Below are 26,751 nucleotides of genomic sequence, written 5' to 3' on the forward strand. Positions count from 1 at the left end.
TACGCAGGAACAGTCATCTGATTAACATTTGCCCACTCCCCATTTCACATTATTTTAGATTAATCTCATGGTTCATTTTGTAATTCTTTTTCAAAAATACTGGACAATCCCATTCACAAACAAGGTCCTTAGCCAAGGAAACAATCCAGTCCTTTGTAACATGATACCTTTTTCCATCAACAGTAATAAACACTTCACCGTCTGTCACATAGAAAACTTCCTGCTCTTCTACATGCCACGTTCCTTTATTCGGTTCGCCTACCCATGGTTCCCATGTGTTAACACCTAGTTGCCCTGCTTCTTCTGCCGTAAGTTTTTTCGCAAAAAACATGATGATCCTCTCTCTTTCTTATTCGTAATTTTGAAGGAATCAATTCTATAAATCTACCGTCTTAACATTTGTAACTTTTAAACGTTTGAATTCTTTTCTCATAAAGTATATGGCAATGAGAACGCCCGGAATTTCTGCAGCAGGACCTGCGTACCATACACCTTCCACCCCCAAAAATTTCGGGAAAATAAATAGAAATGGGAACAAGAACAACAACATTTTACTAACATTAATAAACGTTGCGATCCAATTTCTCTCTTGTGATTCGAAATAACCGGAGATAAGTAAACTGACTGCATTAAGCATAAACAAAGAATTGAATACAACTGTCGTCCAAATGCCCAGCTTCTGCAATTCAGGATTACCACCGGAGAAAAATGACACAATTGGATCTGCAAAAATGATTAGTATGGCTGTCACAATCACAAAGAAGGAAACTGTAAAAATGAGCCCCATCTTAATTGCTTGCTTAACACGATCAAGGTTTCCCGCACCGTAATTATAACTAATAATCGGTTGAAGTCCTGTCATCCCACCGAGCGCTGCTAAGGCGAGCAAATTTGTAATATAACCGTTTTGAATCGTGAAAGCGGCAACGTGCAGCCCACCACCGTAGCTTTGTAGTAAGTTGTTGACGATAATAATGGCAAAAAACATCATAAACTGACTCGAGAAAGATGCAAAGCCCGTCCAAGCTACTTCACCAATCGTCTTGAGATTAATCATCATATCTTTCATTTTCGGCTTAAGTTTTGTTTTACCAAACCAGAAATAAAAGATTAGGAGAACAGGGATCGATTGCGAAATCGTATTGGCCCATGAAGAACCCATCATCCCCATGTCATACTTCGTTACCATAATCCATTCTGTAATCCCAGCAACAACTGCTGCGACTAACCAACTGTTCATTGATAATCCAGGTTTTTCATCAATATTAGTTAAAATACTTAATACAACGGCCAATATCGTTAATGGCAATGAAATCCATAGTAGTCGGCTATATTGCACCGCATACGGGAGCGCTTCATCACTTGCTCCGAATAAAATCATAATTTCATTTTCAAAGACCAATCCAAGTACAGCTATCAAAGTGGACAGGAAAAGAGTAAACCATAAAGTTTGTCCCATAATACCTCTAGCTTCTTCTATTTTCCCTTTTCCAAGTCGAAGTGAAATGACCGCTCCAGCTCCCACACCTAAAAGAACACCAATCATACGGGTAATAACCATGACCGTAAATCCAATTCCGATCCCTTCGATTTCCAGCTCCTGAAAGCCACTGACGAAATAGCCATCGATAACCGATACAACTCCTAGAATTACGTTGGCCATAATTCCTGCCAAAGCAAACCGTAAATATAGTAACGGAATACTTTTGGTTCCTAGCACTGAATCATCCACCGGCTTATTTATTACTTCTGGTTGCTCTATTTTCATGAGCATATCCCCTTATAAATAATTTATATAGCAAGTTAAGCTCAATTAATTCGCATACCAACCTACAGGCTGGGCATGCTGGTGGACATTGATTTGCTTCGTTTCCATAAAGTGCTCCAGCCCGGTAGCACCTAACGCTCTGCCGATTCCACTTTGCTTATATCCTCCCCAAGGACCTTCAACATAAGCGAGATGATAACTATTAATCCAAGTAATGCCCGCACGCAATTTACTAATGATACGTTTTGCTCGGTCCATATCTTCAGTAAATACAGCGCCGGCTAATCCATAAATGGAATCATTCGCTTTTTGGATGGCATCTTCCTCATCTTTAAATTTCTGTACAACAAGGACTGGACCAAAAATCTCTTCCTTAACAATGCACATATTCGCATTTACATCAGCAAAGATTGTTGGCGCAATGAAAAATCCTCGATCAAGCCCGTTTTCTGTTAAGCGCTTACCACCACATACTAATTTTGCACCTTCTTCGATTCCACTCTTTATATAATGTAAAACTTCATTCATATGAGACTCGGTTGTGAGGGCTCCCATTTCAATGTTCTCACTTTCCCCGTTACCAACTACAATTTTACTCGCGCGCTCGGCCAATCTTTCAACAAACTTATCGTAAATAGTCTCTTGTACAAGCAAACGGGATGCAGCTGAACAAACTTGCCCAGCATTGTGGAAAATACCAAACATCGCATTATCGACTGCGGTTTCAAAATCCACATCGTCGAACACAATAAGTGGAGATTTCCCACCTAGTTCAAGTGTGATTTTTTTCATATTGCCCGCAGCTGCGCGCATAATACTTTGACCTGTTTTTGTTCCACCGGTAAAGGCAACTTTATCAACATCATGGCTCTCTGCAAGCTCATTCCCAACCTTTGAGCCAGGTCCCAATACCAAGTTTGCCACTCCGTCCGGAAGTCCAACCTCTTCGATAATTTCAAACAATTTGAATACGCTTACAGGAGTGACGTCAGCAGGCTTAATTACAATTGTATTCCCTGCGGCAAGTGCAGGAGCAATTTGCCAAACAGCTAACATAAGCGGGAAATTCCAAGGTACAATAAGTCCACAAACACCAATCGGTTCATGAATAATAATCGTTTCCGAAGCATCAGCACGAGTGTAAGATTCCTTCTTCATACCTCTGATCAAATCAGCATAATAGCGGAAGCATTCAATCGATACCGGGATATCTACATGGGTTGTTGCCCGAATAACCTTACCGTTATTTGCCGTTTCCAAACGGGCAATTTCAGCTGTCTTCTCTTCAAGACGGTCTGCAATCTTATATAGATAGTCAGCTCTTTCATCAGCCGATAAATCCGACCAGATCCCGCTATCAAATGCTTTACGAGCCGCCTTGATTGCTATCTTCGAATCGTCTGCCGATCCATGAGCAGACGTTGCGATAATCTCTCCAGTTGCAGGATTAATAATGTTTCGTCTAGCACCCGATAATGCTTCTACCCATTTCCCGTCAATGAACATATTAATTTTCATAAACACCTCTCCTTTACGCAATAATATCTACTAGTTTGAAACCAATATGTGCTATATTGACCAGCATCGTTTTCTGATTATAGAACGGGAATGATTTGAGGCGTTCCTTTTCAAATCGATATCCACCTGCATTCCCCGTAACAATCCATTGTGCCAATAACTTACCAAACAATGTTGAGAGAGACGCGCCGTGGCCTGTATAACCAGTTGCAAAATATGCGCCTTCTTTAGATCTACCGATAACCGGGAACGTATCAATTGTCACACCGATAAATCCACCCCACCTGTAATCAATCTTGCTTCCTTCTAGTTTTGGCATTATTTTAACCATAGCATCGTAAACACTTTGATAAACGGCATCACCTAAGTTCGGACGAATATCACCACCGCCAAATACGATCCGATTATCTGGTGTACGCCTGAAATAGTAAAGGAAACTGCTTGTATCAAAAACCATGCGATCTTTAGGAATGACGGCATTCACCAGTGATTCTGGAAGCTGTTCAGTAGCAATAATACGTGCCGAAATTGGAAGTACGCCTTTATTCAGTTCAGTCATGATTTTTCCAGAGTAACCATCTGTAGCCACAATAATGTCTTTCGCAGTAACTGCACCTTTTTCTGTTACAACTTTCACACTGTTTCGCCCGTACTCAATAGATAGTGCTTTCGAATGCTCAAAGATTTTTGCACCAATTGATTTAGCTGCTTCTCCCAAACCAATTGCATAATTCAGTGGTTGGAACGAGTAACTCGAGTTGTCGACTAAGCAGCCATAATAATGCGGGGAATCGATTTCTTGATGCAACAGACTTCGGTCAAGCACGCTACATTCATACCCGAAATTTTTGTTTAAGTATTCGCTTTCATGTTTTAACCCTTCAAAATGCTTGGCTTTGTAAGCCGCCACAATGTGACCTGTCTTTCTAAAGTTACAGTTGATTTGATGCTCATTGATGATGTTTTTAACTAGTTCAACACTAAGCAGAGAAAGATCGTTAAGCTGTCTCGCCTCTTCAGCACCATACTTCTTGGCAAGCTCCTGCATCGTCGGCTTATAGCCTGGCAATACCATCCCGCCGTTACGACCGCTTGCACCATATCCGATTGTTTCCTGCTCAAGGACAATGACACTCTTCCCTAATTTTTGCAAATGATATGCAGAAGAAAGACCTGTGAAACCTGCGCCAATAATGACAACATCCGCCTCTTCATTTCCTTCAAGAGGTTTTCCTTTGTCATAGCTGTTCGCAGTCGCTTTCCAAAGTGAGAGAGTATCCATATGATCCATCTTATCCATAGCTAATCCTTCTCCTTTCGTGACATGTATGTTACAATACAGTCAAAAATATTCAAAATATTCACATTTATTGAATTAATAATATGACTTGGGGTTTCCTCCAAGTCAATAGCCATTTGAGAGTTTTTTGCATTCATTTTACGAAAAAAGTGGAGTAACTCCACTTTTTTCATCGGGGGGACATCTATGAAGATTGGTACATTTGCGAAACTTTTTCATGTTACGACTGATACCGTTCGTTATTACATTGAACTTGGATTATTAATACCAGACAAAAAAAACACCCAGTATCAAATGAACCAATTGTGTTTTGACGACATGGCTTTTATTACTGAGCTGAAAAAACTTCATTTTTCATTGCTAGAAATCCAACGAATTTTATCGTATCGGCGTGTCACAAACTTCTCGGATCATGAGGATATCGACTACTACAACAACTTGCTCATTGATAAAAAGAACGAGCTGACCAAGAAAAAAGAAGACATATCAAAAGCTATCCAATTGATTGAAAAAGCGGTTCAAACAAGCTCGCCTTCATCCAAAGAAGAGAATATTACAGGGATCCCTCTTTCCTTTGTAAATCTGCTTTATTGTCCGAAGTGCCGCATTCCACTTGAAATGAAGGATGTAACAATTAAAAAAGTCTACATTCACACGGGGAGTTTAACTTGTACCTGTGGATACGAGGCAGCTATCGAGGATGGTATTATTATTACCGCGAACTTGTACGAGACGTCTCCTTATCCATCTTATTTTTACGATAAAGAAACGATTAAAGAGATCAATCCCAAAATGATTAACTTATTTGAAAAAAGTAATTTTCAATTTCAAAAAGTTCTACAAAATATAGATTTGAAAAACAAATTAATCGTGGAAACAAACGTTGACGCTTTTGTGTCACTACCCAAATATATCGATGTTCTTGAAACGAGCGCATCCTATATATTCAGTGGCTATTCGCTTGCGATGCTCAAGAAGGTTAGAAACAGAATTGAGCGTATGAATCCGAAGCCACGCGTCCTTTATATTTTGAATTCTGATTTAAATCTGCCATTGAAACCGCTTAGTATCGATGTTTTTGTGGATAGTTTTACAGTAACTGATTTTTCACTGCTCAATCCGCAGTTCCCAATTCACGTTCTAAAAAACTATTTACATAACAGTTCAACAATTGTCGGCGGATACTCGTATTATGATAGCTCGGCCAAATCCTTGAAAAATATTTCAGCCTTATATCCAAATTCCCATGAGCATATTTTATATCCAAAATACTTAGAAGAAAATTTATCAGTCAACGGATTTCAAATCACGCAGAGTGAAAATATCGGTTACTGTACAGATCCAGGACCTTATTTCGATTATCATGTAAGAGACGAAAAATTCCACATGCTAATGTATTTGGCTAGTACGAAAAAATAGCACACCACACTTCACCCAAAAAAAGCGCCATCACAAAGTGACGGCGCTTTTTATATGTAAGAGCTACTAGAAGATATCCTTCTAGCCTACTCCCATTTATAAGTCCAAAACTGTTCAAGTTGCAGCCATTTTAATGTTGCTGCATCTTTGTTTTTTATTTTTGCATGTGTTTCTTCAAGCATTGCTTCTGTTTGTGAACGATGCGCGCCTAGTGCAGCTAATTTATGTTCAAATACTTCACTAATATTATTTACAACATCCGGCTCACCGAGTACCGCTTCGCGATTTTTCGTAATCGCAACGGCATGAATGGCTGGACGTTCTTCTTTCGGCATACGTGATACAGCGCGAACTACAGCGCGGCCAAATGCATCATGATCTGGATGTACGCCGTGTTCTGGATAAAATGTAATAATTCGAGATGGATTTACTTCTTGAATTATCGCTTCGATTTTATCTGCAACAAAATCAACATCTTCAAATTCTAACGTTTTATCATGGAAACCAAGCATTCTTAAATCTTGAATGCCCATCGCTTCACAAGCATCTTTTAATTCCTTTTCACGGACGTTTGGAATCGTTTCACGGTTAGCAAATACATTTTTCCCCATGTTACGTCCCATTTGTCCAAGAGTACCACATGCATATGTTACAGGTACTCCTTGATCTGTTAATAAGCGAATTGTTCCTCCCGCAGCAAATGCTTCATCATCTGGATGCGGAAATACAACAAGTACATGTCTCTCCATAAGTTTCCCTCCTTCTTACTTAAATGGTGTTAAGCTTAACTCAAGCGCAACTGCTAGGCGGCCTAAATTATCATGTCCAGCTAGTAATAAACGCTCTTGATCGTCTACTTCCCAGTGCGTAATACCTTCTGCATATACCCAGCCATGATCCATTTTCAGACCAACTCGGTATGGATTTGTTCCAGTTATTTTCCCGCGTTCAAAACGGATAATTGCATTTCGAATGAAAGCACCAACTGTCATCATCTTTTCATTTATGTGGGATGCATACGCTCCGTTCGTCGTTTCTAAATGAATATATACATCTTTATTTACAAAACGTTCAATTTCATTTTGAATAAGAGAACTATCTTTTACTATTTCCATCGGAATTCACCTCTTTAAACCATTTTACGCAAAAATAATGTAAATTGCTATCTCTATATTAGAGGACAACGCTCACTTTTCCTAATAATTTGCACTGTGTTTTTTATATTTTTTATATGATATGTAAAAATCACATTTTTTCCTTCACTTCGTTAAATAGTTTTCTTTCTTTTTTGAATTTGCTACAATATAAATTATGCAGAGGGATGCATTTTTACAATTGAATACATACTTTAAAGAAGGTGACAAGCTTGGAACATTCAGCACATGAAGTAGCAAATTGGCAATATTATTTTGCAATTTCCGTCTTTTTAGTCACATACGGTTTTATTATTTCTGAGAAATTGAATCGTGCTGTAATCGCACTATTCGGTGCTGCTATTATGATTATTTTTGGAATTGTAGATTTACATACTGCTTTCACATCACATATTCAATGGGAAACGATCACCCTTTTAATTGGGATGATGATTCTCGTACATATTACGAGTCAATCGGGCGTATTTGAATTTGTAGCCATTAAAGCAGCAAAAGCAGCTAGCGGAAAACCAATCCGCATTTTATTATTACTATCCCTATTAACCGCTGTTGGTTCTGCATTTTTGGACAACGTAACAACCGTATTGTTAATCGTTCCTGTTACACTATCCATTACACGTATTTTAAAAGTAAATCCTGTTCCTTATTTAATTTCAGAAGTACTATTTTCAAATATAGGCGGAACAGCAACACTAATCGGTGACCCGCCGAACATTATGATTGGATCAGCTAATAAACATTTAGACTTTAATGCCTTTTTACTTAACTTAGCTCCAATCGTAATTATTATTTCTATCGTTACACTTGGCATTATTTACTTCATGTATCGTAACAAACTAAAAACAACTCCTGAACAAATTGAAAAATTAATGGCATTAAATGAAAAAGATTATATTAAAGATCAAAGCCTCCTTTTAAAATCCATTACGATTTTAGGACTAACTATTTTAGGCTTTGTACTTCATTCTATTATTCATGTAGACGCTGCCGTTATTGCGATGACAGGTGCTACACTTCTCATGTTAATCGGCGTGAAAGAACATGATATTGAAGATGTATTTGCCCACGTTGAATGGGTAACCATTTTCTTCTTCGCAGGACTATTCGTTCTCGTTGGTGGATTAATTGATATCGGGCTCATTTCTTCTCTTGCACAACAAGTACTTGACGTAACAAATGGTGATATCGGATTCGCTGCTATACTTATCTTATGGGTATCTGGCATCGCATCTGCGACGATCGACAACATCCCATTTGTCGCAACGATGATTCCACTTATTCAAGATTTAGCTACAGGTCTCGGACTATCTGTCGATTCCCCGCAAATTGAAGTACTATGGTGGGCATTATCACTTGGAGCTTGCTTAGGAGGAAATGGAACGTTAATCGGAGCATCAGCAAATGTAGTCGTTGCTGGTATTGCAAAACGTGAAGGACATGGATTCTCTTATATGGACTTCTTAAAAATCGGTTTCCCCTTAACGATCATTGCGCTATTGTTATCACATGCTTACATTTATTTACGTTATTTAATGTAGACGTTGCGGGGTATGAAATTATATCGTCAAACAAAAAAGGTTTGCAGCATAGTGCTGCAAACCTTTTTTCATCACCAAAATATACCTATAATTGCTAATCCACCTAAAATCATACCACCAATTTGTCCGATAATTGTTGGTGATAGTTGAACACCTTTTCTCACTTCAACAACCGGCCTTTCGTGCCTTAGTTGCTGCACTTCACTTTGAAGTTGGTGAACACTTCCGTGTAGTTCTTTAATAAGTTCTTTTAATTCAGCGACCTCTTCGTTTACTGGCTTACTTTTTTCTAAGTTCATCTCGCATAACTGCTACTAAAAATATAGACAAATGTATATTCTTAGAGTATTCCTGCCTCTATGTGTCCTGTCTCGCCACTAACTCGCTACTACAGTTTGCTGTAACACTCCACAGGCGTAAATTCCGATGTAGCCCACCGTACATATATACAATCTATTTACGTTAGTATTGTATATTTTTTTGCTTGTAAAAGGTTGATTGACGCGTTCAAATCTCTATCTATTACATTTCCACAGTCACATTCATATACTCGGTCGGATAGCTTTAAGTCTACTTTCTTTTGACCGCAACATGAGCATAACTTTGACGAGGGATAGAATGTATCTACTTGACGTAGTTCGATTCCATATTCCTCACATTTCGTCAATAACCATGTTTGAAATGTATAAAAGCACTGCTTAGCAACTGCTTTAGATAGATGTTTATTCTTCATCATACCTTTCACATTCAAATCTTCCACTGTAATAAACGTTGGCTTGGTTTTCACCACATCATTTACAACAGACTTTACATACGCTAACCGAATATTTGCTAGCCTGCCATGTAGTTTTTGCACCCTAAGAATATTTTTATCTATATTCGCTCTTTTGTTAGTAACAGATTGTTCACCTCTCTTTTTTATATTTTCAAATTTACGCGATAAAGAACGTTGCTCACGTTTTAACCGTTGTTCTATCTTTTTTACTTGTATTGTTTTGTTAATGTTTTCATGAACGATACCGTCGCTACGTATAACGAAATCCTTCACCCCTAAATCAATCCCTACACCTGTTTGATTGAGAGTTGGCTTCGTTTCTATTTCTTCCAATTCGCAAAGCACAGACACAAAATATCTTCCTGCTCTTTTACCTATCGTTCCACTTTTTACAATCGCATTTTTGGGGATATACCCATATTCTTTTAACCTCATCCAACCAATCGTTGGGACTTTTACTCTATGTCTTTCTACTGTCCAATCTGTTTTGTTGTTTTTAGGAAAATAGCATTTCACATCTTGATTCTTCTTTTTCTTATAACGCGGAAATCCAGATAAACCCTTAAAAAATCTTTTAAAAGCTTTATCTCCATTCATAATTGCCTGTTTTACCGCTTTACTAGATACCTTTTTAATCCATTGGCTACATTCTTTTGTATAGACATTGTTTAGCCATTTAGAAAAATCATATCCCCTCAAAAACTTTCCTTCTGATTCATACATCTCTTTGTTTTTGGAGAGATACAGATTGTAAACGTACCTACACACTCCAATTGTTTGATTGATCTTGATTATTTGTTCATTTGTCGGTTTTATCTCTATAAAATATGCTCTTTTCATATCTCTTTATCCTTCGACATTTTTGTATTTTCTCAATCATATATCCTACGAATACATACATGAATGATAGATAGCAAATTTTGAACAAGTTCTTCTTCTGGAGATCATTTTTCATTTTCTTTTTGTGTTTCCGTAAGCAGTTAAAAAAACTTGATTACTCCATCTTTGCAATGTTTTAACGGAAACGTTAAGCATTTCTAAAAATTCTTTCGACTTTTATTGTTTCATAATTATATTTTAATACATATGTCTATGATTACCAGATTTTTCACTTACTGTTAAATCCCCCTTATAAATTCAATCAGCACACTGTAAATTTTCGCCAATTATCATTATATCTCCTGCATACTACATATATAATATGGAATGTACTTTTAATCTTGCAGTACAATCCATTCATCCCGCAATATCCCCATGATCATACGATCAAAACACTTTCCATCTCTTTGAACTGCTTCCCTCATACATCCTTCCATCTGAAAACCCATCTTTTTATACAACTCAATAGCAGCTTTATTATAAGAAATAACATCAAGGCCAACGCGGTGTAAATTCAATTCATAAAATGCGTACTTTAAAATAAGATGAATTGCTTCTCTTCCATACCCCTTCCCTCTATCATTTGCATCCCCTATACCAATTGCTAATAAACCCGTTCTGTTATTCCACTCTATGCCATGAATTGCAACAAAACCAATTAAGCGATCATCTTGAACTGTCCTTAACATGAAAGAAACACTATTGGATCTCCGCCCCTTTAATAGCCCATCACTCGCTATTTCATGTAACGATTGCGGGAATGCTAAGTCTGTATCTACATTTCTTAAATACTCACTATCCTCTTGCCACATAGCCATTACTTCAGCATCTGCTTCTCTACTAGCTGATAATTTAATAGTTTTATTTTGAAAAAGATTAATTGTCATCTGAAACTCCCCCTTTTTTAAATAGCGGGGACAATAATTCTAGCCTGCCTATTTATCCCCTTGTTCCATATACTCTTGTATTAACGGGATACTTACAATAAGCGCTGACATTGGCACATCTCCTCTACATTGAATTCACTTCATTGTATAATTTTTTATTTATTCTAACAATAACGACAATAAAAAGACCCTCCAAATTTAGAGGGCCTTTCCTAACAATAACACTGTATTATTTCGTAAACATTTTCTCCGCTTCATCCATCGCCATTTTATTTCCTAAAGCAGAATAGTCAAGCCATGGTTGATCATTGATAATGTATACGTGCTTGCCTTTAACAGCTTTTAAGTCTTTCCAAATTGGTGTTTCTTGTAGTTGTTTAAATGCTTCTTTCGCTTTATCATCTCTATTTACGACAACGAAAATCGCATCTGCATCAAAGTCAGGTAATACTTCTTGTGAAATGACTTCGAAAGGACGGTTTCCATCAATTTTCTCTACACCATTTGCAGATTGTAATCCTAAGTCTTGGAATAAAATTGGTCCCATCGGTCTTTTCGTACTAAATACACGTAATTCTTTTGCAGTAACGCGAATTGCCATTACTTTTTCGTTATTACCTAGTTCTTTATCTATTAAACTTTTTACTCGTTTTGATTGCTCTTCATAGTCTTGAATATATTTATCTGCTTCTTTCTCACGGTTTACAAGCTTACCAACTTGCTTTAAATGATCTCTCCACGTACCTTCATCTAAATTGAAAGAATGTGTTTTTGCAATTTTTTCGTATTTCGCTAAATCTTTGCCAGCATATTTTTCATCCACATAAATTTCAGTTGGCTTTAATTGAAGTAATGCTTCCATATTGGGATCTGTTACAACGCCAAGTTTCTTCGTATCTTTCAGCTGCTCTTTTGCGTGTGGTAAGAAATCTTTTAAATCTCCACCAATAACAGAACCTACTGGTGTAATTCCTAATGCAAGTAAATCATTTGTTAAGTGAATAGACATTGAAGCAATTTTTGGATCATTACTTTTTTCCGTTTTTTTAGTTGCCTCTTCATTAGGTTTCGATTGACCACATGCTACTAATACTAAAATACACATAATGCTAAATAAAATGGAAAGTTTCTTTTTCATATGTTCTCCTCTTTGAAGTATTTATTTTGTTTTTGTAAGTAAATAAAGAAAATACGGCGCTCCTAAAGCCGCTACTACTACACCAGCTGGAATAGAGTTTGGCTCGAATACAGAACGACCTATCGTATCTGCGAGTACTAAAATAATCATTCCAATAATGCCAGCTAACGGAAGGAAGTGCTGATATGTACTACCTACTAACTTCCTTGCAATATGCGGAGCAACTAAGCCGATAAAGCCAATTCCCCCTGCCATTGATACACTTGCACAAGACAATCCTACCGCTGTAGCTAAAAGCAGTAACCTTTCTTTTTGAACAGATACACCAAGTCCTGCTGCTACACTATCACCTAGTGACAGTGCATTTAACGTTTTAGATTTCAGCCATGCATACGGAGTTAGTATCAAAATCCAAGGTAATAATGCTAGGACATGAATCCAATCTCTTCCCCACACGTTACCAACTAACCATCTAGAAGCGAATGTATACGTCTCATCATTTAACTTGAGCGAGAAAAATAACGAAAGCGCACTAAAACCAGCTGAAACTGCAATACCAACAAGAATAAGTCTAATGGGAAGTAAACCTTTTGACCGATCACTCGCAAGCAAAACAATAAGAAATGCAGCTAACACCCCTCCGCCAAATGTAAATAACGGTATTAAAATCGATGCACTCTCGTTAATAGAATGAAAGAGAGTAACAAATACAATAAGCCCGAAAGATGCACCCGAATGTAGTCCGAGAATACCGGGATCTGCGAGTGCATTACGAGATAGCCCTTGCAAAATCGCACCGGAAACTCCAAGGCCGATACCTGCTAACATTGTGATGATAATTCTTGGCATACGATAATCGTATAGCACGGTTGCACTCTCAAAATCACCATAACCAAAAAGCGTTTGAATTACTTTGAGCGGTGCGATGCTCAGCGTACCTGTATTTAAACTAATTAAAATTACAGCAATACTCATACAACCGAATATTGTAGTTACAGTAATAGCTCTCTTTTTATCCGTGTTAAAAAGATCCTTCACCTATAACTCCCTCCCAACTTTACGTGCTATATAAAGGAAGAATGGAACTCCAACAAGAGCTACCATAATTCCTATCGCAAGTTCTTTAGGAGGATTTACTGTTCTTGCCCCTAAATCAGCTAACACTAATAACATAGCTCCTAATAATGCTGACATAGGAATAATAAGTCGATAATTAACACCTACTAATTTTCTAGCGATGTGCGGAATGACAAGTCCTACAAATCCAATGGAACCAACAGCTGAAACAGACACGCCTGCAAGAATGACTACTATAATCATCCCAAGTATTCTTGTACGGTTCGTTTTTACGCCTAAATTCGTAGCAACATCATCTCCCATTGATATGAGGGAAATAGATCGCCCTAGCACTGTCGCAAAAACAATCGTTATGAGAATAATAGGCACTAAAAATTTCAAGTGTTCCCACTTAACCCCCGCAACACCACCAGCATACCAAAACGCTAAATCTTGGCTTAAATCATAATAAATTGCAACACCTGAACTTAACGAATGTAAAAGCGCTGCCATAACTGCTCCTGCAATCGTTAACCTCATCGGTGTTAACCCGCTTGATGTTGCCGATCCGATAATAAAAATGAGTACGGTACTTAAAACTGCTCCAATAAAGGAAACAATCATTAAGTAGGAATACGGCATATGCGGGAAAAAAGCAAAACTAAGTGCTACTACAAACATCGCACCCGCATTTATTCCGAGCACACCTGCATCAGCTAAAGGATTTCGGGTTACCCCTTGCATCACAGCCCCAGCGACTGCAAAAGCAGCGCCTACAACTGCTGCTCCAATTACCCTTGGGAGCCTTAATTCATAAATAATTTGATGCTGTGTTAATTTCGGATTATAATCAAAAACCGCTGCCCACACAGTTTGCAAATGGATATCCTTTGCACCAAATGCAACGGCTAAAAATATAGCTCCAATTAAACATATAATTGTTAAGCTCATGAAACATATGAACTTAATATGTATCCGGCGATTATTGCCAGCATGTACAGTGGACTTATGTAACATGTTTCATTTCATCCTTTATATTCAGTTGTTTTTTATAATTATTTTTTATTTATAATCATTATTGATAATAATTATCATTTTCATTTAGATATTATATCCCCACCTTTTTTAAATAGCAAACTATTTTTTCACTTTGTTAAAATATTAAAACACTTATTACAATTCCCTTCTAAAACTTACAAATACATGCAAAATAGACTACTGTTTTATTTTTAAAATTGTAGTATACTTAGTCATTATTTTGATTTTTCTAATAAATGTATCGAAGGTGACACAATGTTCTATATAAAACAACTACTACATTTCACTTACGAGCAAGCATTATCTTGCTTATTCCCAGTCGTTATTTTTTTAACACTTGCCCTTTCAAAAATCATTTCTATCCCGGGGTTATATCGCTATGATTTCATACTCATCGTATGTCTTCTTATGCAATATATAATGTATAAAACCGGACTTGAAACAAAAGACGAACTAAAAGTAATTACCGTTTTTCACCTTATCGGACTTCTACTAGAAATATATAAAGTGCACTTTGGATCATGGAGTTATCCTGAAGAGGCGTATTCAAAAGTTTTCGGAGTTCCGCTTTACAGCGGTTTTATGTATGCAAGTGTTGCAAGTTACATATGCCAAGCGTGGAGAAGATTGCATTTACAAATGTATCATTGGCCAAGAGCTATTTTTACTGTGCCGTTAGGAGCAATGATTTACTTCAACTTTTTCACACACCATTTTCTATATGACTTTAGATGGGCATTAACTTTACTTTTATTTATTGTTTTCTTTCGCACATTTGTGGAATTTTCATTACAAGGAGTTACATATAAAATGCCACTCGTACTCTCATTTTTCCTTATCGGATTCTTTATTTGGATTGCGGAAAACATCGCAACATTTTTCGGAGCATGGCAATATCCAAATCAACAGGAAGCATGGAACCTCGTTCACCTTAGCAAAATTAGCTCATGGTTTTTACTCGTTGTCATTAGCATTATGATTGTTACACAGCTCAAACATTTGAAGGGGTCGAAAAGATAATACTGATTACGTTTGAAAAATTAGAATCAATTCATCTTCTCTATTTGCTCAATAAAAAAACGAAATCCATCTAGGATTTCGTTTTTTAGCTTTTTTAAATCTATAGCGATTTAATAATACGTTCCATCGCCTTCATTTGCCCAATATGATCTGCTTCATGATAAAGCATCATACCGTAAAGCTCCCCTACCGTTTCCAATCCTAAAAATGGCTCTGGAAGTTTATTTTCAAATGCTTCTGCTGGAATTTCATTAATGCGCTTTGCTTGTTCTTGTAACTGAGACTTTAATACTTCTAATGATGGTCCTTCTGTTTCCCATTTAGATGGTCTTGATCCATATCCAAACATACCTGGATATTCAGTTGGTAAGTGTTTAAACTCTCTTCCAAACATGAAAGTTTCTGCTGCACTTAACACGTGACCGATATGCCAGCGGATTGTGTTATTAAAGCCATCCGGCTGCTTATCCGCAGTTTTGTCATCTAAAGTTTCCATAAATTTAAGTAGCGCTCCACGCGTTATTTCAAATTGTTTTAAACCAACTAGTCTATTCATTTTATCATTTCCTTTCTTATATACAGTTTATTTTAATCTACCAGAAACAATTAAGAAATACATCTAATATGCTTAACGAATTTCAGCAATACAATATTAAAAGAGAAAAAGGTCTAACCCTCATGGATGTAGAATTACTCTTTGTTTACTTCACATAACGAATATTTGGGTGAACAAAAGAGGAGTGAAATTACATGTTAAATGTTCTAAAAGAGCAATACCGCCTTATTAGCTCTACAAGAGAAACTCTATTTACGTTTTTGGAAGAAATTCCACTAAAAAAATTGCATAGTACAGTTCCAAACTTCGGAAGCGGCAGCATTATAAAGACCCATATTCATGTAGCCGATTGCTATCGATACTGGCTTGGATCATTCGGATTTAGGCAAAAACGAGCAGATTTTTCATTTGCTAGCGATTATGAAATTGAACATGCAGATGTCGAAAAAGTTCGTGCTAGATTTAAGTTAGTAGATGAAGTTGTCCAACGTTTTTTAGATGAATACAATGACCGGTGGCTCGAAAATATAGCAAATGAAGTGAAATGGCAAAAAGAACCTTGGAGCACAACTCCGCTATGGCTTTTAACTCATACGGAGACACATGAATTTCATCATAAGGGACAGATTGTATCGATGGCTCGTCACCTCGGATATACTCCTCCTGACACAGACCTTAGTTAATTACTACAACTGAACTTAATAAAGTGAAACTTTAGTCAGTGGGGGTTTTGTTCATCCCCCACTGATTATTAGCCTTCATCAATCAGGCGTTTATGGGCAATAAGGCTTCCACCTAACTTCTTTGCTCCAGCCGAATTTTGAGGTAGGAGTCTTACTGTCCGCAAATAGTGAAAGAGCACGTTTTGATTAATCTTTTTCAAAACATGCTCTTGCTTTCCGTAAATAAGTTAATCGTTTATTATATTACTTGTCACCTATAACACCTGTTAATTAAAAGACTCCCTCGTTACATCAATAAACTGTTGTAACGGCGCTGTCATCCATTTGTCTTTATGCCAAGCAATTTGTGTATAAATTGGATCGATTGTATTTTCTAAATGCAACTCTTTTATCGTCCCCTCTCGTATATCTTTTTCTACTACTATTGCCGGTAAAACGGCTATACCCAAATCGGCTATGACACATTGTTTAATTGCCTCGACACTAACAAACTCAATTTTATTTGCCGGATATACATCTTCCGCACGAAATAACTCTTCAAATAAAGTCCGATACGAGCAACCGAGTTCTGTTAGTAAAAGTGTTTCACTCTCTAAATCTTTTGTAGAAACGGACGGTTGTTCAAGTAAACGATGCCCCGGAGCTGCTACTACTTTTAATTCTTCTTTCATAAGTGGTTCCACATGCAAAACATCTTCTGTTTTACATTCGTCCAAAATAAATGCAAGATCTACTTTCCCCTCCATCAATTGTTCCTTCGCATCTTTATTGGAATGCGCAGGTTTAAATATAAGCTTTATTTGGGGAAATTGTGCTTTAAACCTCTTTAATATAGAAGGAAGCCTGTATGTACATTGACTTTCTTGTGCGCCGATTATTAACGTACCTGCTATTTCCTCATCATCTTTCACATCCATTTTCGCTTCATTACTAAGCGCAATCATCTTATCGGCATATAGTTGAAACTTCTTTCCTGCTTCAGTTAAGAAAAGGCGTTTTCCTAATCTCTCAAATAACGGCGTACCGAGCTCAGCCTCTAACGTTTTAATTTGCGCTGTTACGCTCGATTGTGCAAAGTTTAATTTCTTCGCAGTTTGTGTAAAGTTCAAAGTCTCTGCCGCTACTTTAAATGTAATTAATTGTTTTATCTCCATTTATCATCCCTCTTTTCAATCGGTATTTCCGATTGATTCCATCGAAATAATCTTCTTTTTCTATTGATAGTTATATTGTATGATAAAGAACATCTACAAACAATATAAATGGAGGTATTCCATATGAAAGCACTTTGTTTCGAAACATTCGGAAACGCTGATGTACTACAATATAAAGAAATACCTGATCCAATCATAAATTCAAATGAGATTCTTGTACGCACGAAAGCAATCGGTTTAAACTTTGCTGATATTTATAGACGCCGCGGCGATTATCATCTCGCTGGTAACCCGCCTTATATATTAGGTTATGAAGGGGCTGGTATTGTTGAAAAAGTAGGAGCTAACGTTACTACTATTATCCCTGGAGACCGCATTGCATTTGCTGATGTTCCATTCGCAAATGCAGAATTAGTTGCCGTTCCATCAGAAAAAGCAATCCCGCTTCCAGATTCTATTTCTTTTGAAACTGCCGCTTCTGTATTATTGCAAGGTCTAACAGCACATTATTTAACGAAAGATAGCTATCAAATAAAACAAGGTGATATAGCTTTAGTTCATGCCGCAGCTGGTGGTGTTGGTCAACTTCTTATTCAAATGATTAAACTACAAGGCGGAAAAGTAATCGGCCTAACGTCATCAAATGAAAAAGCAAAAGTAGCCGCATTCGCTGGTGCTGATCACGTATTTTTATATACTGAATCATGGCATACGAAAGTACTTGAAATAACAAATGGTACTGGCGTAAATGTTGTGTATGAATCAGTAGGTTCTACACTCGCGGAAAGTTTTAATGCTACTAAAACTGGTGGTACTGTCGTATTCTACGGAATGGCTGGTGGTAATCCTGCGCCCGTTGATCCGCGTATGCTTATGGATACTTCAAAAACTTTAACTGGCGGAGACCTTTGGAACGTTCTTACTACGTATGAAGAACGCAAACAACGCTCTACTCAATTATTTGATTGGATCACTACTGGAAAATTAAACATTGCGAGTCCTACTACATTCTCTTTACAAGATGGTGCTCTTGCACATGAATTATTAGAGAGCCGTAAAAGTACTGGGAAGATTTTATTAATTCCATGATTCAACTAACTAAAAAGGAAGCTAGATTTCGCTAGCTTCCTTTTCTTATTTCTATTTGAGATATTATTATATCTCCACACTTTCTTTTCCTTTTTCAACATAACTCATATCTCCAACCGATTCGACTGTATATTTCCCATCTTGATATAGAATTTTTGTTACACTGGCATTTTGCACTCCGAGTTTTGTTTTACTACGATCTAACATTTCTATTAATGCAGTAATCATAAGTCCATGAACTACAACTAAAACGTTGCCTCCTCCATTTTGAGCAGCTTCTTCACTAATTTTATGAATCTCTTTTTTTATACGAGTAGAAAACACTTCCCAATCTTCTGCCTGTTTTGTAGGATCTGCCGCTCTAATGAGGTTAATAATTTCTTCAATAGAAAACTTCATTAGTTCTTCTGCTGATGTAACACCCGCCGCTTTTCCGATAGCATCCCACATATTTTCAACTTTTTCACCTTCAAAAGTGCCAAAATTCAATTCACGTAAGTCTTTTCTTTTCTCAACCTTTAACTTTGATTGCTCACTATATTTTAATACTAAATTAGCAGTTTCAATCGCTCGGCCGCTATCACTACTATATACACTAGTAAAATGAATATCTTTTAATCCAGTTCCTAAATTCCCGGCAACTTCAACACCTTTTTCTACTAACGGAGAATCCGCCCAACCTTGTACGCGTTTACTTGCATTCAACATCGTTTTACCGTGTCTCGTAACATATAACGTAACTACATTCTCATCGCTATCTGTTTCTCGCTTCTTCATCATATTCTCTCCCTTTACATTTCTGTATCAATATTACCATCTCAATTATTCATTGAGCAAAATATACGTAAGTAGATTTGCTTAATAAAAAAAACGCTATCTTTCTGTACATCCCTACAAAAAGATAGCATTTTTTATGATTACACTTCTTAATCGGTACTTTTATTCAGCAAAAGCACTCGAATATTGTACAATTCCTTCTACGCCTTGAAGAGAATTCTCTCTTAATTCCATCGCCATAAACACTTCATCTGGCACTTCAAATGGTGCTTTTATATTCCACTCGCTTGCTTTCTTAAAACCAAATTTCGGATAGTACTCTGGGTGCCCTAACACTACAACTGATCCATATCCAAGTTCTTTCGCTTTTTCTAAAGCCAATGAGATAAGCTTTCCGCCAATCCCTTTCTTCTGATGGCTTGGAGCAACCGAAACCGGTGCAAGTGCTAATGAATCTACAGAAGTCCCGTCTTGTTCTATTATGATTTTTGATAGCATAATGTGGCCAACTATTTCTTCATCTACCGCAACTATTGATAGTTCCGGAATAAATGCATCACATTTTCTAATGCGACTCACAAGTTCATGTTCTGTTTTATCACTGAATTCTTCATTTAAAAACGCTTCTTTTACAACTTCTTCAGTCTTACTATAATCATTTTGTTGTTCTTGTCTAATCGTTACCATTCTATATTATCCTCTATTCTTTCTAATTTCTTTTTCAATTTTACGAAGCGCTTTTTTCGATCCTCGCTCAATATCGTGTTGCATTTTTCTTTCTTTATAATCGACAAATAGTGTATTTAAATCATATCCTTCTGGGTATAATTCCTTCGCCGCTACCTCTAAAGTAATACGTTTTACATTCACTTCATTGAATTCGCCGTTATAATATACAACGACATTATAGAAATTATCTTTTTCCTTATAGATGATACCAAAATCATCATGATCCAATAAATTCACACGGTCTCCAATTTTATATTCATAGTCATTTTCTCTTTTTTCTTGCACGAATTTCGGTTTTCTAATTTTACTTTCATTCACTTTTTCTAAAGCGTATTCTTTATTCTCCATATACTCTTTCGCTCTTTTCAGTACATGTTCTTTTACATTCATCTTATTAGCAATCCAAAGTGCATTACTTTCACCAGATTTACCGATCATTAATTTATAAAGCGGCTCCAATGTCTCACTATTAAATTGCATTGCCGCGTTCATAAAATCACCATGCATTTCTGAAAATCGTTTAATTTCACCGTAATGCGTACTCGCAATTGTAATACATCCCGCAAGATACAACTCTTCTAAAATAGATATCGCAAGTGCCGCACCTTCATTCGGTTCTGTACCGCTTCCTATTTCATCAAATAATAGAAGCGTATTATTATTTGATAACCTCATGATTTCGGAAAGATTTTTCATATGAGATGAAAATGTACTTAGTGCATTTTCGATACTTTGATTATCACCAATATCTACAAACACATTTTCGAAAATAGCGATTTCTGTATCTTTATCTCCAGCGATATGAAGGCCTGACATTGTCGCTAATGTTAACAATCCGATTGTTTTTAACACAATTGTTTTCCCGCCCGCATTCGGTCCTGTAATAATTAAATTACGGTACTCTTGACCAATTTCAAAGTTTAACGGTACGACTTGCCCTGTTAAAAGTGGATGCTTACAATTCACTAAATGAATGTAGCCATGATCATTTAACTTCGGTTCTATGCCATCGATTGATTTACTAAACTTTGCTTTTGCAAATACCATGTCATATTGACTAATCAATTCCATATTAATTTTTATATGATAAATGTTTTCTAACACCATTCCTGATAATGTCGCTAAAATTTGATACTCTTCCATCGCTTCTTCTGCTTTCAAACTTGTGAGTTCCGCATTTAACTTTGTAACGGTATTTGGTTCTATAAATACAGTAGAACCTTTAGCAGAAGCTTCAACAATACTTCCCGCAACTTGATTTTTATAGGTAGATTTGATTGGAATCGTATAGCGATCATCCTTTTTACTAATAAAGAATTCCTGAATATATTTCTTATTTGCACTACTATTTAAAAACTTCGTTAAACGTTCTTTTATTTTTCCATCTACAGAATCAATGTTATTTCGAATTCGTTTCAACTCTTTACTAGCCGCTGCATCAATGCTATTTCCCTTAATCGAAAAATTAATTTCTTCTTCAATACTTTTAAATTCAGTCATTGAATTTGCATAGGAAGCTAATACTGGCGCAAAAAATTCTTTATCCAGCATAAACTTTTTAATCTTTCTACACCCACGTAAAAAGTCTGAAACGCTCACTAACTCTGCTGGGTCTAAAATCATCCCTTTTTCTAATTTTTGAATTGTACTAGCAATATTAGAAATTCCGAAGAAAGGAACATGCCCTTCTGCATCTACTATAGCTCGTGCTTCTGTCGTTTCATTTAAGCGATTTCTCACTACTTTTACACTCGTACTCGGCTCTAATTTATTTAATAACTCCTTACCTAAACCACTTACACAATAAGATTTCACTATTTCCATTAATTCGTTATATTGTAACTTTTCAAAAGTCATCGTATTCATTTTGTTTCTCCTCACTATGATTGATTTTTATCATCAATGAAGATACCTACTCATTAGATTCCAATGAGCTCTACATTATTTAATTACCATTTTTATACATTAAAAACATATACAAAAAAGCTGCGGGGATACCGCAGCTTTTACATTTACAAGGCAAGTGTAATAACGTATGAGGAAATAAACCATCTAAAAAGTATATGGCACTCCTTATATTACACGCTTTATAAAGTATTGTAGGTATCTTCATAGGGTTCGAAATAAATCCATGACAAAGTTAGGGGTATGATATACATAAAAATCCCCTGGTCTTATCCGATTTATTTCATTAAATTTTTCCTATTTAGAACCTACCGCACTCACAAAAAGCACCTCTCATTAATTTATATTATAGTCATTGAAATCTAATTTATTGAAATCATCATACTATATGTGTTGCAAGAAGTAAAGGTGTCATACTTTAGTCGTACGCACATATGCAGATGTTTTCCCTTTCAATATTATATACAATATATATAAATCGTTTAACGGAGGGATTTATATGACAGACTTTCAAAAACAATTTTTCGCACGATTACATATAGAAGAAATAGAAACAGTTTCATTTGAAGATTTAGCTCACATTATGTATGCAATGGCACAAACTGTTCCATTTGAAAACTTAAATATTCTTGAAAAGAACTTTAAAGAAATATCAAAAGAAAATCTGAAAGAAAAAATTTTACTAAACAACCGAGGCGGTCTTTGCTATGAATTAAATCCTACTATGTATTACTTCCTTAAAGACTTGGGGTTCGATGTTCATTTAGTTTCGGGGACAGTTTATAGCGTTGCACATTCTATATGGGCTGTTGATTCCGGACATATCGCAACCGTATTAAAACATCATAATGAACTTTATTTAATTGAAGTTGGATTCGGATCATACTTACCTCTTACTCCTGTTCCTTTCTCAGGTGAGATCGTTCATTCTGTAACAGGCGACTATCGTATTCGTAAAGAAGCGACTGAAAAAGGTAATTATATTTTAGAAATGCGTAAAAGCAATGAGTTTCTAGATCAATCTCCTACTGATGATTGGACAGTAGGTTATGCATTTTACTTGGAAGAAGTGGATGAAACAAAGGCAAATGCAGCGCAAAAAATTATTGTAGAGCACGAGAAATCACCTTTCAATAAAGTTCCTTTAATCGTAAAACTAACTCCTAATGGGCATGCTTCTTTAACGAAAGATAGCCTCACTTTAACAAAGCAAGGTAAGAAACTTAAAGAATCACTTACTGAGGAGCAATATAAAAACCTTTTACATTCGACGTTCGGCATTACATTATAACTTCTAAAGCCTTGTCATTTCCCGCAAGGCTTTTTATTTTCCAGCAGGGATTTTTTGCAATTTGTTGTATTTCATAGTTATATAGAAATATAACTACATGTTTAGAAAGGAAATGATTATGACAGAACATAAAGATCGACTACAAGTACTCGATAAAGAAAAATGGGATTTAACGGACATTTACCATACAATTGAAGATTGGGAAAGTGATTATAGAAAAATTGAAGTATTAACGAATGAATTGAATAAGTTTAACGAAAATATTCATGATGGGAAGAGTCTGCTAGCTTACTTAACAAAAAGTGACGAAATATCTAGCATACTATCAATAATGTTCGCTTATGCAAGACTACAATCTGACCTTGATACACGTGATACTTCAAACCAAGCTCTTGTCGATAAAGTATCACAATTACATGTAAAAGTAAGTGCGGCTAAATCTTTCTTTTCCCCATTCTTGCTTAGTGTAGATGAAAACACATTACATTCTTACATAGAAGAAACAGAAGGCTTACAATATTATAAAGAAGACTTATTCGAATTATACCGTTATAAAAAACACGTTTTGAATAAAGACCAAGAAGAAATTTTATCACAAATGGGTGAAGCACTCTCCTCCCCGCAGCATACATTCGGCATGTTAAATAATGCAGATATAATTTTTGGTGAAGTGACTACTGATGATGGAGAAAAAGTAAACTTAACACGTGGAATGTATTCAAAGTTAATAGAAGATGAGAATCGTGAGAAACGTAAAGAAGCTTATAAAGCTTATTACAAGCCATATGTTCAGTTAAAAAACTCCATTGCTTCTACTTTATCTGCAGCTATTAAAAATAATGTTACTGTTTCAAAGCTAAGAAAATATCCATCTGCTTTAGAAAAATCATTATTTGGCGACATTGTTCCGAAAGAAGTATATGAAAATTTAATCGATACGACGAAGAAAAACATCCAATCATTACATACGTATAATGAACTTAGAAAAGAAAAATTAAATGTAGATGAACTAAGACAATACGACTTGAGTGTTGATTTAGTAAAAGGTGTAAAACAAGACATTCCATACAACGAAGCGTTTGATATAATGATCGCATCACTAGCTCCTTTAGGTGAAGAATATATTGAAACATTAAAAAGCTTTAAAGATAAACGCTATATAGATGTGAGAGAAACACCAGGAAAACGTTCTGGCGCTTATAACTTTGGTGTATACGGTGTTCATCCTTTCATTCTTTTAAATCATCACGATGATTTAAATAGCCTTTTCACTCTTACTCATGAATGCGGTCACGGTATGCATACGCATTACTCGCACGGATACCAACCAAGAATTTCTGCACACTATACTATCTTTGTTGCAGAAGTCGCTTCTACAGTAAATGAAGTGTTATTAATTCACTATTTATTAAAAGAGGCAAAAGAAACGAACGTGCGTAATCATTTAATTAACTACTTTATCGATAGCTTTAAAGGTACTTTCTTTACACAAATCATGTTTGCTGAGTTTGAAAAAATCACACATTCAATGGCTGAGCAAGGTAAACCATTAAATGCCCAAGTCTTTAGTGAAATTTATGAAAAGTTATTTAGAGAATATAATGGCGACTCCCTCGTATTTGACGAAGAAGTAAAATATGGCTGGTCTAGAATTCCTCATTTCTACCGTCCATTTTACGTTTACAAATACGCAACGGGCTTCGCCTCTGCAATCCAAATCGCCGATAAATTATTAAGCGGCGATCCGGATGCTCAGAAAAACTATATCGAATTCCTTAAAGGCGGAAGTTCCGATTATCCACTAAACCTACTGAAAAAAGCCGGCGTCGATTTAACAACGCCAGAACCAATCGAAAGTGCACTGAATCGATTTACTCAACTTGTTGAAGAATTTTCAACATTATAAAAAAAAGCATGCAGAGTGTACATTCTGCATGCTTTTCTATATAAAAATTAAAGATTTCGTTTATTTCAATTGTTGCTGCGTCACACAGTGAATCATACCACCGTAGGCATACAATTTGTTAACATATATACCGACAATTCTTCTTCCTGGAAACTGCCCTTCAATGATTTGAAGTCCTAACTTATCATGTTCATCACCGTATATAGGAACCAATACAACTTCATTGCCAATATAAAAATTCAAATACGAACCTTTACAGTCTGCCTCTTTTACCACTTTTCTTGTTACCGGTACTGGGATGAGCTGAAATGGATTTCCATCTATATTTCTCGCTTGTCGCAATTCTTGATAATGCTTTTCGTACGCCTCCAAAAGGTACGCTTCGCCTTCCCCAAAAGGATCATATTCATAAAGAATCGTATTTTCATTTACAAAACGTGCTGCACCATCAATATGGTAATCCGTATCTTCATCATAATTATCCTCACCGCGAATACCAGTTATCCATATAAAATTCGTTACTCCTAAATACTTCGTTAACTCCATTTCAATTTCTTCCTGACTCAGCGTAGGGTTTCGATTCTCATTTATGATAGAAGTTTTTGCTGCCATTAAGGTTCCGTTTCCGTTTATCTCTATTCCTCCACCTTCTAAACAAACACTGACTTCTACCTTTGGAATGTTATATACTTCACTTATTTTATCTGGAATAACGGCGTCCTTTTTATACGGATATTTGCTCCCCCAACCATTAAAAATCCAATGTGTTAGCGAAAGATTTCCTTCTTGATTTTTCACAAAAATAGGCCCATTATCTCTTATCCAAATATCATCAGTTTCTTCAATTAAAAAATCAATTTTATCCATATTTACTTTCGCTTCAATTAACTTCGATTCGACATGCGCTCTTTCTTCATCATCATATACAACAATATGCACATTTTCTCCGTAATGAAGCTCCTTTGCCATCGCTACCCAAATATCATCCAACTTAGCTCTGTAACTTTCACCTCTATGAGTTTTGTCATGAGGCCATTGGAGCCATGTCCCCTCATGTTTTTCCCATTCAGCAGGCATATAAAACAAACTATTTTCTATATTTCTCATACGTGTTCACCCCTTCTATGAATATATGTCCAGTCTATACTTTGACATCGTGTTAAGGTCAACA

General features: G+C 36.2%; 25 protein-coding genes. 7 read left to right on the forward strand and 18 right to left on the reverse strand.

The genetic code is table 11. The features are described from left to right. Positions 1–49 precede the first annotated feature (49 nt). Genes FT637_RS21930 through FT637_RS21945 form a run of 4 tightly spaced genes read right to left on the reverse strand, consistent with a single transcriptional unit; the run spans position 50 to position 4,586 of the window. Entirely contained in the window at positions 50–331 is a 282-nt protein-coding gene (locus tag FT637_RS21930) for a cupin domain-containing protein (RefSeq protein WP_193648098.1), read from the reverse strand. Positions 332–376: 45 nt separating this feature from the next. Beyond that, positions 377–1,768, reverse strand: a complete 1,392-nt coding sequence (locus FT637_RS21935) for an MATE family efflux transporter (RefSeq protein ID WP_193648099.1) — start codon at positions 1,766–1,768, stop codon at positions 377–379. Positions 1,769–1,813: 45 nt separating this feature from the next. Further along, positions 1,814–3,286 (reverse strand): aldehyde dehydrogenase family protein, encoded by a 1,473-nt coding sequence (locus FT637_RS21940; RefSeq protein ID WP_193648100.1) that lies wholly within the window; start codon positions 3,284–3,286, stop codon positions 1,814–1,816. 13 nt (positions 3,287–3,299) lie between these two features. Next, entirely contained in the window at positions 3,300–4,586 is a 1,287-nt protein-coding gene (locus FT637_RS21945; RefSeq protein ID WP_193648101.1) for an NAD(P)/FAD-dependent oxidoreductase, read from the reverse strand. Positions 4,587–4,772: 186 nt separating this feature from the next. Between FT637_RS21945 and FT637_RS21950 the strand changes: the two genes are divergently transcribed. Then, positions 4,773–6,005, forward strand: a complete 1,233-nt coding sequence (locus FT637_RS21950; RefSeq protein ID WP_193648102.1) for a MerR family transcriptional regulator — start codon at positions 4,773–4,775, stop codon at positions 6,003–6,005. Between the two features lie 86 nt (positions 6,006–6,091). On the opposite strand, the gene bshB2 is transcribed toward FT637_RS21950, so the two are convergent. Next, positions 6,092–6,754, reverse strand: coding sequence for a bacillithiol biosynthesis deacetylase BshB2 (bshB2, locus tag FT637_RS21955; RefSeq protein ID WP_193648103.1), 663 nt, complete (start codon positions 6,752–6,754; stop codon positions 6,092–6,094). A gap of 15 nt (positions 6,755–6,769) precedes the next feature. Next, positions 6,770–7,120, reverse strand: a complete 351-nt coding sequence (locus FT637_RS21960; protein WP_000407045.1) for a YojF family protein — start codon at positions 7,118–7,120, stop codon at positions 6,770–6,772. 251 nt (positions 7,121–7,371) lie between these two features. On the opposite strand from FT637_RS21960, the gene FT637_RS21965 reads away from it, so the two are divergent. After that, positions 7,372–8,697 (forward strand): ArsB/NhaD family transporter, encoded by a 1,326-nt coding sequence (locus tag FT637_RS21965; protein ID WP_193648104.1) that lies wholly within the window; start codon positions 7,372–7,374, stop codon positions 8,695–8,697. 71 nt (positions 8,698–8,768) lie between these two features. On the opposite strand, the gene FT637_RS21970 is transcribed toward FT637_RS21965, so the two are convergent. From FT637_RS21970 to FT637_RS21995, 6 genes are all read right to left on the reverse strand, one after another. After that, a complete protein-coding gene (locus FT637_RS21970; protein WP_002033458.1) occupies positions 8,769–8,996 on the reverse strand; it encodes a hypothetical protein in 228 nt (75 codons plus the stop codon). Between the two features lie 158 nt (positions 8,997–9,154). After that, positions 9,155–10,312 (reverse strand): RNA-guided endonuclease InsQ/TnpB family protein, encoded by a 1,158-nt coding sequence (locus FT637_RS21975; protein WP_193648105.1) that lies wholly within the window; start codon positions 10,310–10,312, stop codon positions 9,155–9,157. A gap of 374 nt (positions 10,313–10,686) precedes the next feature. After that, the gene (locus FT637_RS21980) at positions 10,687–11,238 is read right to left on the reverse strand and encodes a GNAT family N-acetyltransferase (protein WP_193648106.1); all 552 of its coding nucleotides are present in this window, start codon (positions 11,236–11,238) and stop codon (positions 10,687–10,689) included. 229 nt (positions 11,239–11,467) lie between these two features. After that, positions 11,468–12,376, reverse strand: coding sequence for an iron-hydroxamate ABC transporter substrate-binding protein (locus FT637_RS21985; RefSeq protein ID WP_193648107.1), 909 nt, complete (start codon positions 12,374–12,376; stop codon positions 11,468–11,470). A gap of 21 nt (positions 12,377–12,397) precedes the next feature. Next, a complete protein-coding gene (locus tag FT637_RS21990; RefSeq protein WP_193648108.1) occupies positions 12,398–13,414 on the reverse strand; it encodes a FecCD family ABC transporter permease in 1,017 nt (338 codons plus the stop codon). Next, complete coding sequence (locus FT637_RS21995; RefSeq protein ID WP_193648109.1) at positions 13,415–14,449, reverse strand: FecCD family ABC transporter permease; 1,035 nt, start codon at positions 14,447–14,449, stop codon at positions 13,415–13,417. A 276-nt stretch (positions 14,450–14,725) separates the two neighbouring features. Between FT637_RS21995 and FT637_RS22000 the strand changes: the two genes are divergently transcribed. Beyond that, positions 14,726–15,490, forward strand: a complete 765-nt coding sequence (locus FT637_RS22000; RefSeq protein ID WP_193648110.1) for a DUF817 domain-containing protein — start codon at positions 14,726–14,728, stop codon at positions 15,488–15,490. A gap of 100 nt (positions 15,491–15,590) precedes the next feature. Here the strand turns inward: FT637_RS22000 and FT637_RS22005 are convergent, their stop codons facing one another. Next, positions 15,591–16,046: a DinB family protein gene (locus FT637_RS22005; protein ID WP_193648111.1), complete on the reverse strand. Its 456-nt coding sequence runs from the start codon at positions 16,044–16,046 to the stop codon at positions 15,591–15,593. A gap of 194 nt (positions 16,047–16,240) precedes the next feature. Between FT637_RS22005 and FT637_RS22010 the strand changes: the two genes are divergently transcribed. Further along, positions 16,241–16,729: a DinB family protein gene (locus FT637_RS22010; RefSeq protein WP_193648112.1), complete on the forward strand. Its 489-nt coding sequence runs from the start codon at positions 16,241–16,243 to the stop codon at positions 16,727–16,729. A gap of 266 nt (positions 16,730–16,995) precedes the next feature. On the opposite strand, the gene FT637_RS22015 is transcribed toward FT637_RS22010, so the two are convergent. After that, positions 16,996–17,883 (reverse strand): LysR family transcriptional regulator, encoded by an 888-nt coding sequence (locus tag FT637_RS22015; RefSeq protein WP_193648113.1) that lies wholly within the window; start codon positions 17,881–17,883, stop codon positions 16,996–16,998. Positions 17,884–18,006: 123 nt separating this feature from the next. On the opposite strand from FT637_RS22015, the gene FT637_RS22020 reads away from it, so the two are divergent. Then, positions 18,007–18,972 (forward strand): quinone oxidoreductase family protein, encoded by a 966-nt coding sequence (locus FT637_RS22020; RefSeq protein WP_193648114.1) that lies wholly within the window; start codon positions 18,007–18,009, stop codon positions 18,970–18,972. 66 nt (positions 18,973–19,038) lie between these two features. On the opposite strand, the gene FT637_RS22025 is transcribed toward FT637_RS22020, so the two are convergent. From FT637_RS22025 to FT637_RS22035, 3 genes are all read right to left on the reverse strand, one after another. Continuing rightward, positions 19,039–19,749, reverse strand: a complete 711-nt coding sequence (locus FT637_RS22025; protein WP_193648115.1) for a histidine phosphatase family protein — start codon at positions 19,747–19,749, stop codon at positions 19,039–19,041. A gap of 162 nt (positions 19,750–19,911) precedes the next feature. Then, on the reverse strand, positions 19,912–20,436 hold the full coding sequence (locus tag FT637_RS22030) for a GNAT family N-acetyltransferase (protein ID WP_193648116.1): 525 nt from the start codon (positions 20,434–20,436) through the stop codon (positions 19,912–19,914). A gap of 6 nt (positions 20,437–20,442) precedes the next feature. Then, complete coding sequence (locus tag FT637_RS22035; RefSeq protein ID WP_193648117.1) at positions 20,443–22,344, reverse strand: endonuclease MutS2; 1,902 nt, start codon at positions 22,342–22,344, stop codon at positions 20,443–20,445. Between the two features lie 538 nt (positions 22,345–22,882). Here FT637_RS22035 and FT637_RS22040 point away from each other — a divergent pair. Both FT637_RS22040 and pepF read left to right on the forward strand, forming a co-directional pair. Then, positions 22,883–23,674 (forward strand): arylamine N-acetyltransferase family protein, encoded by a 792-nt coding sequence (locus FT637_RS22040; protein WP_193648118.1) that lies wholly within the window; start codon positions 22,883–22,885, stop codon positions 23,672–23,674. Between the two features lie 118 nt (positions 23,675–23,792). Further along, positions 23,793–25,580 carry an oligoendopeptidase F gene (pepF, locus tag FT637_RS22045; RefSeq protein ID WP_193648119.1) on the forward strand — a complete coding sequence of 596 codons (1,788 nt, stop codon included), beginning with the start codon at positions 23,793–23,795 and terminating at the stop codon, positions 25,578–25,580. A gap of 60 nt (positions 25,581–25,640) precedes the next feature. Here pepF and FT637_RS22050 read toward each other — a convergent pair whose 3' ends face one another. Then, on the reverse strand, positions 25,641–26,687 hold the full coding sequence (locus FT637_RS22050) for an agmatine/peptidylarginine deiminase (RefSeq protein WP_193648120.1): 1,047 nt from the start codon (positions 26,685–26,687) through the stop codon (positions 25,641–25,643). Positions 26,688–26,751 lie beyond the last annotated feature (64 nt).

This window comes from Bacillus cereus, from assembly GCF_015071065.1.
GTDB classification, from domain to species: Bacteria; Bacillota; Bacilli; order Bacillales; family Bacillaceae_G; genus Bacillus_A; species Bacillus_A cereus_BA.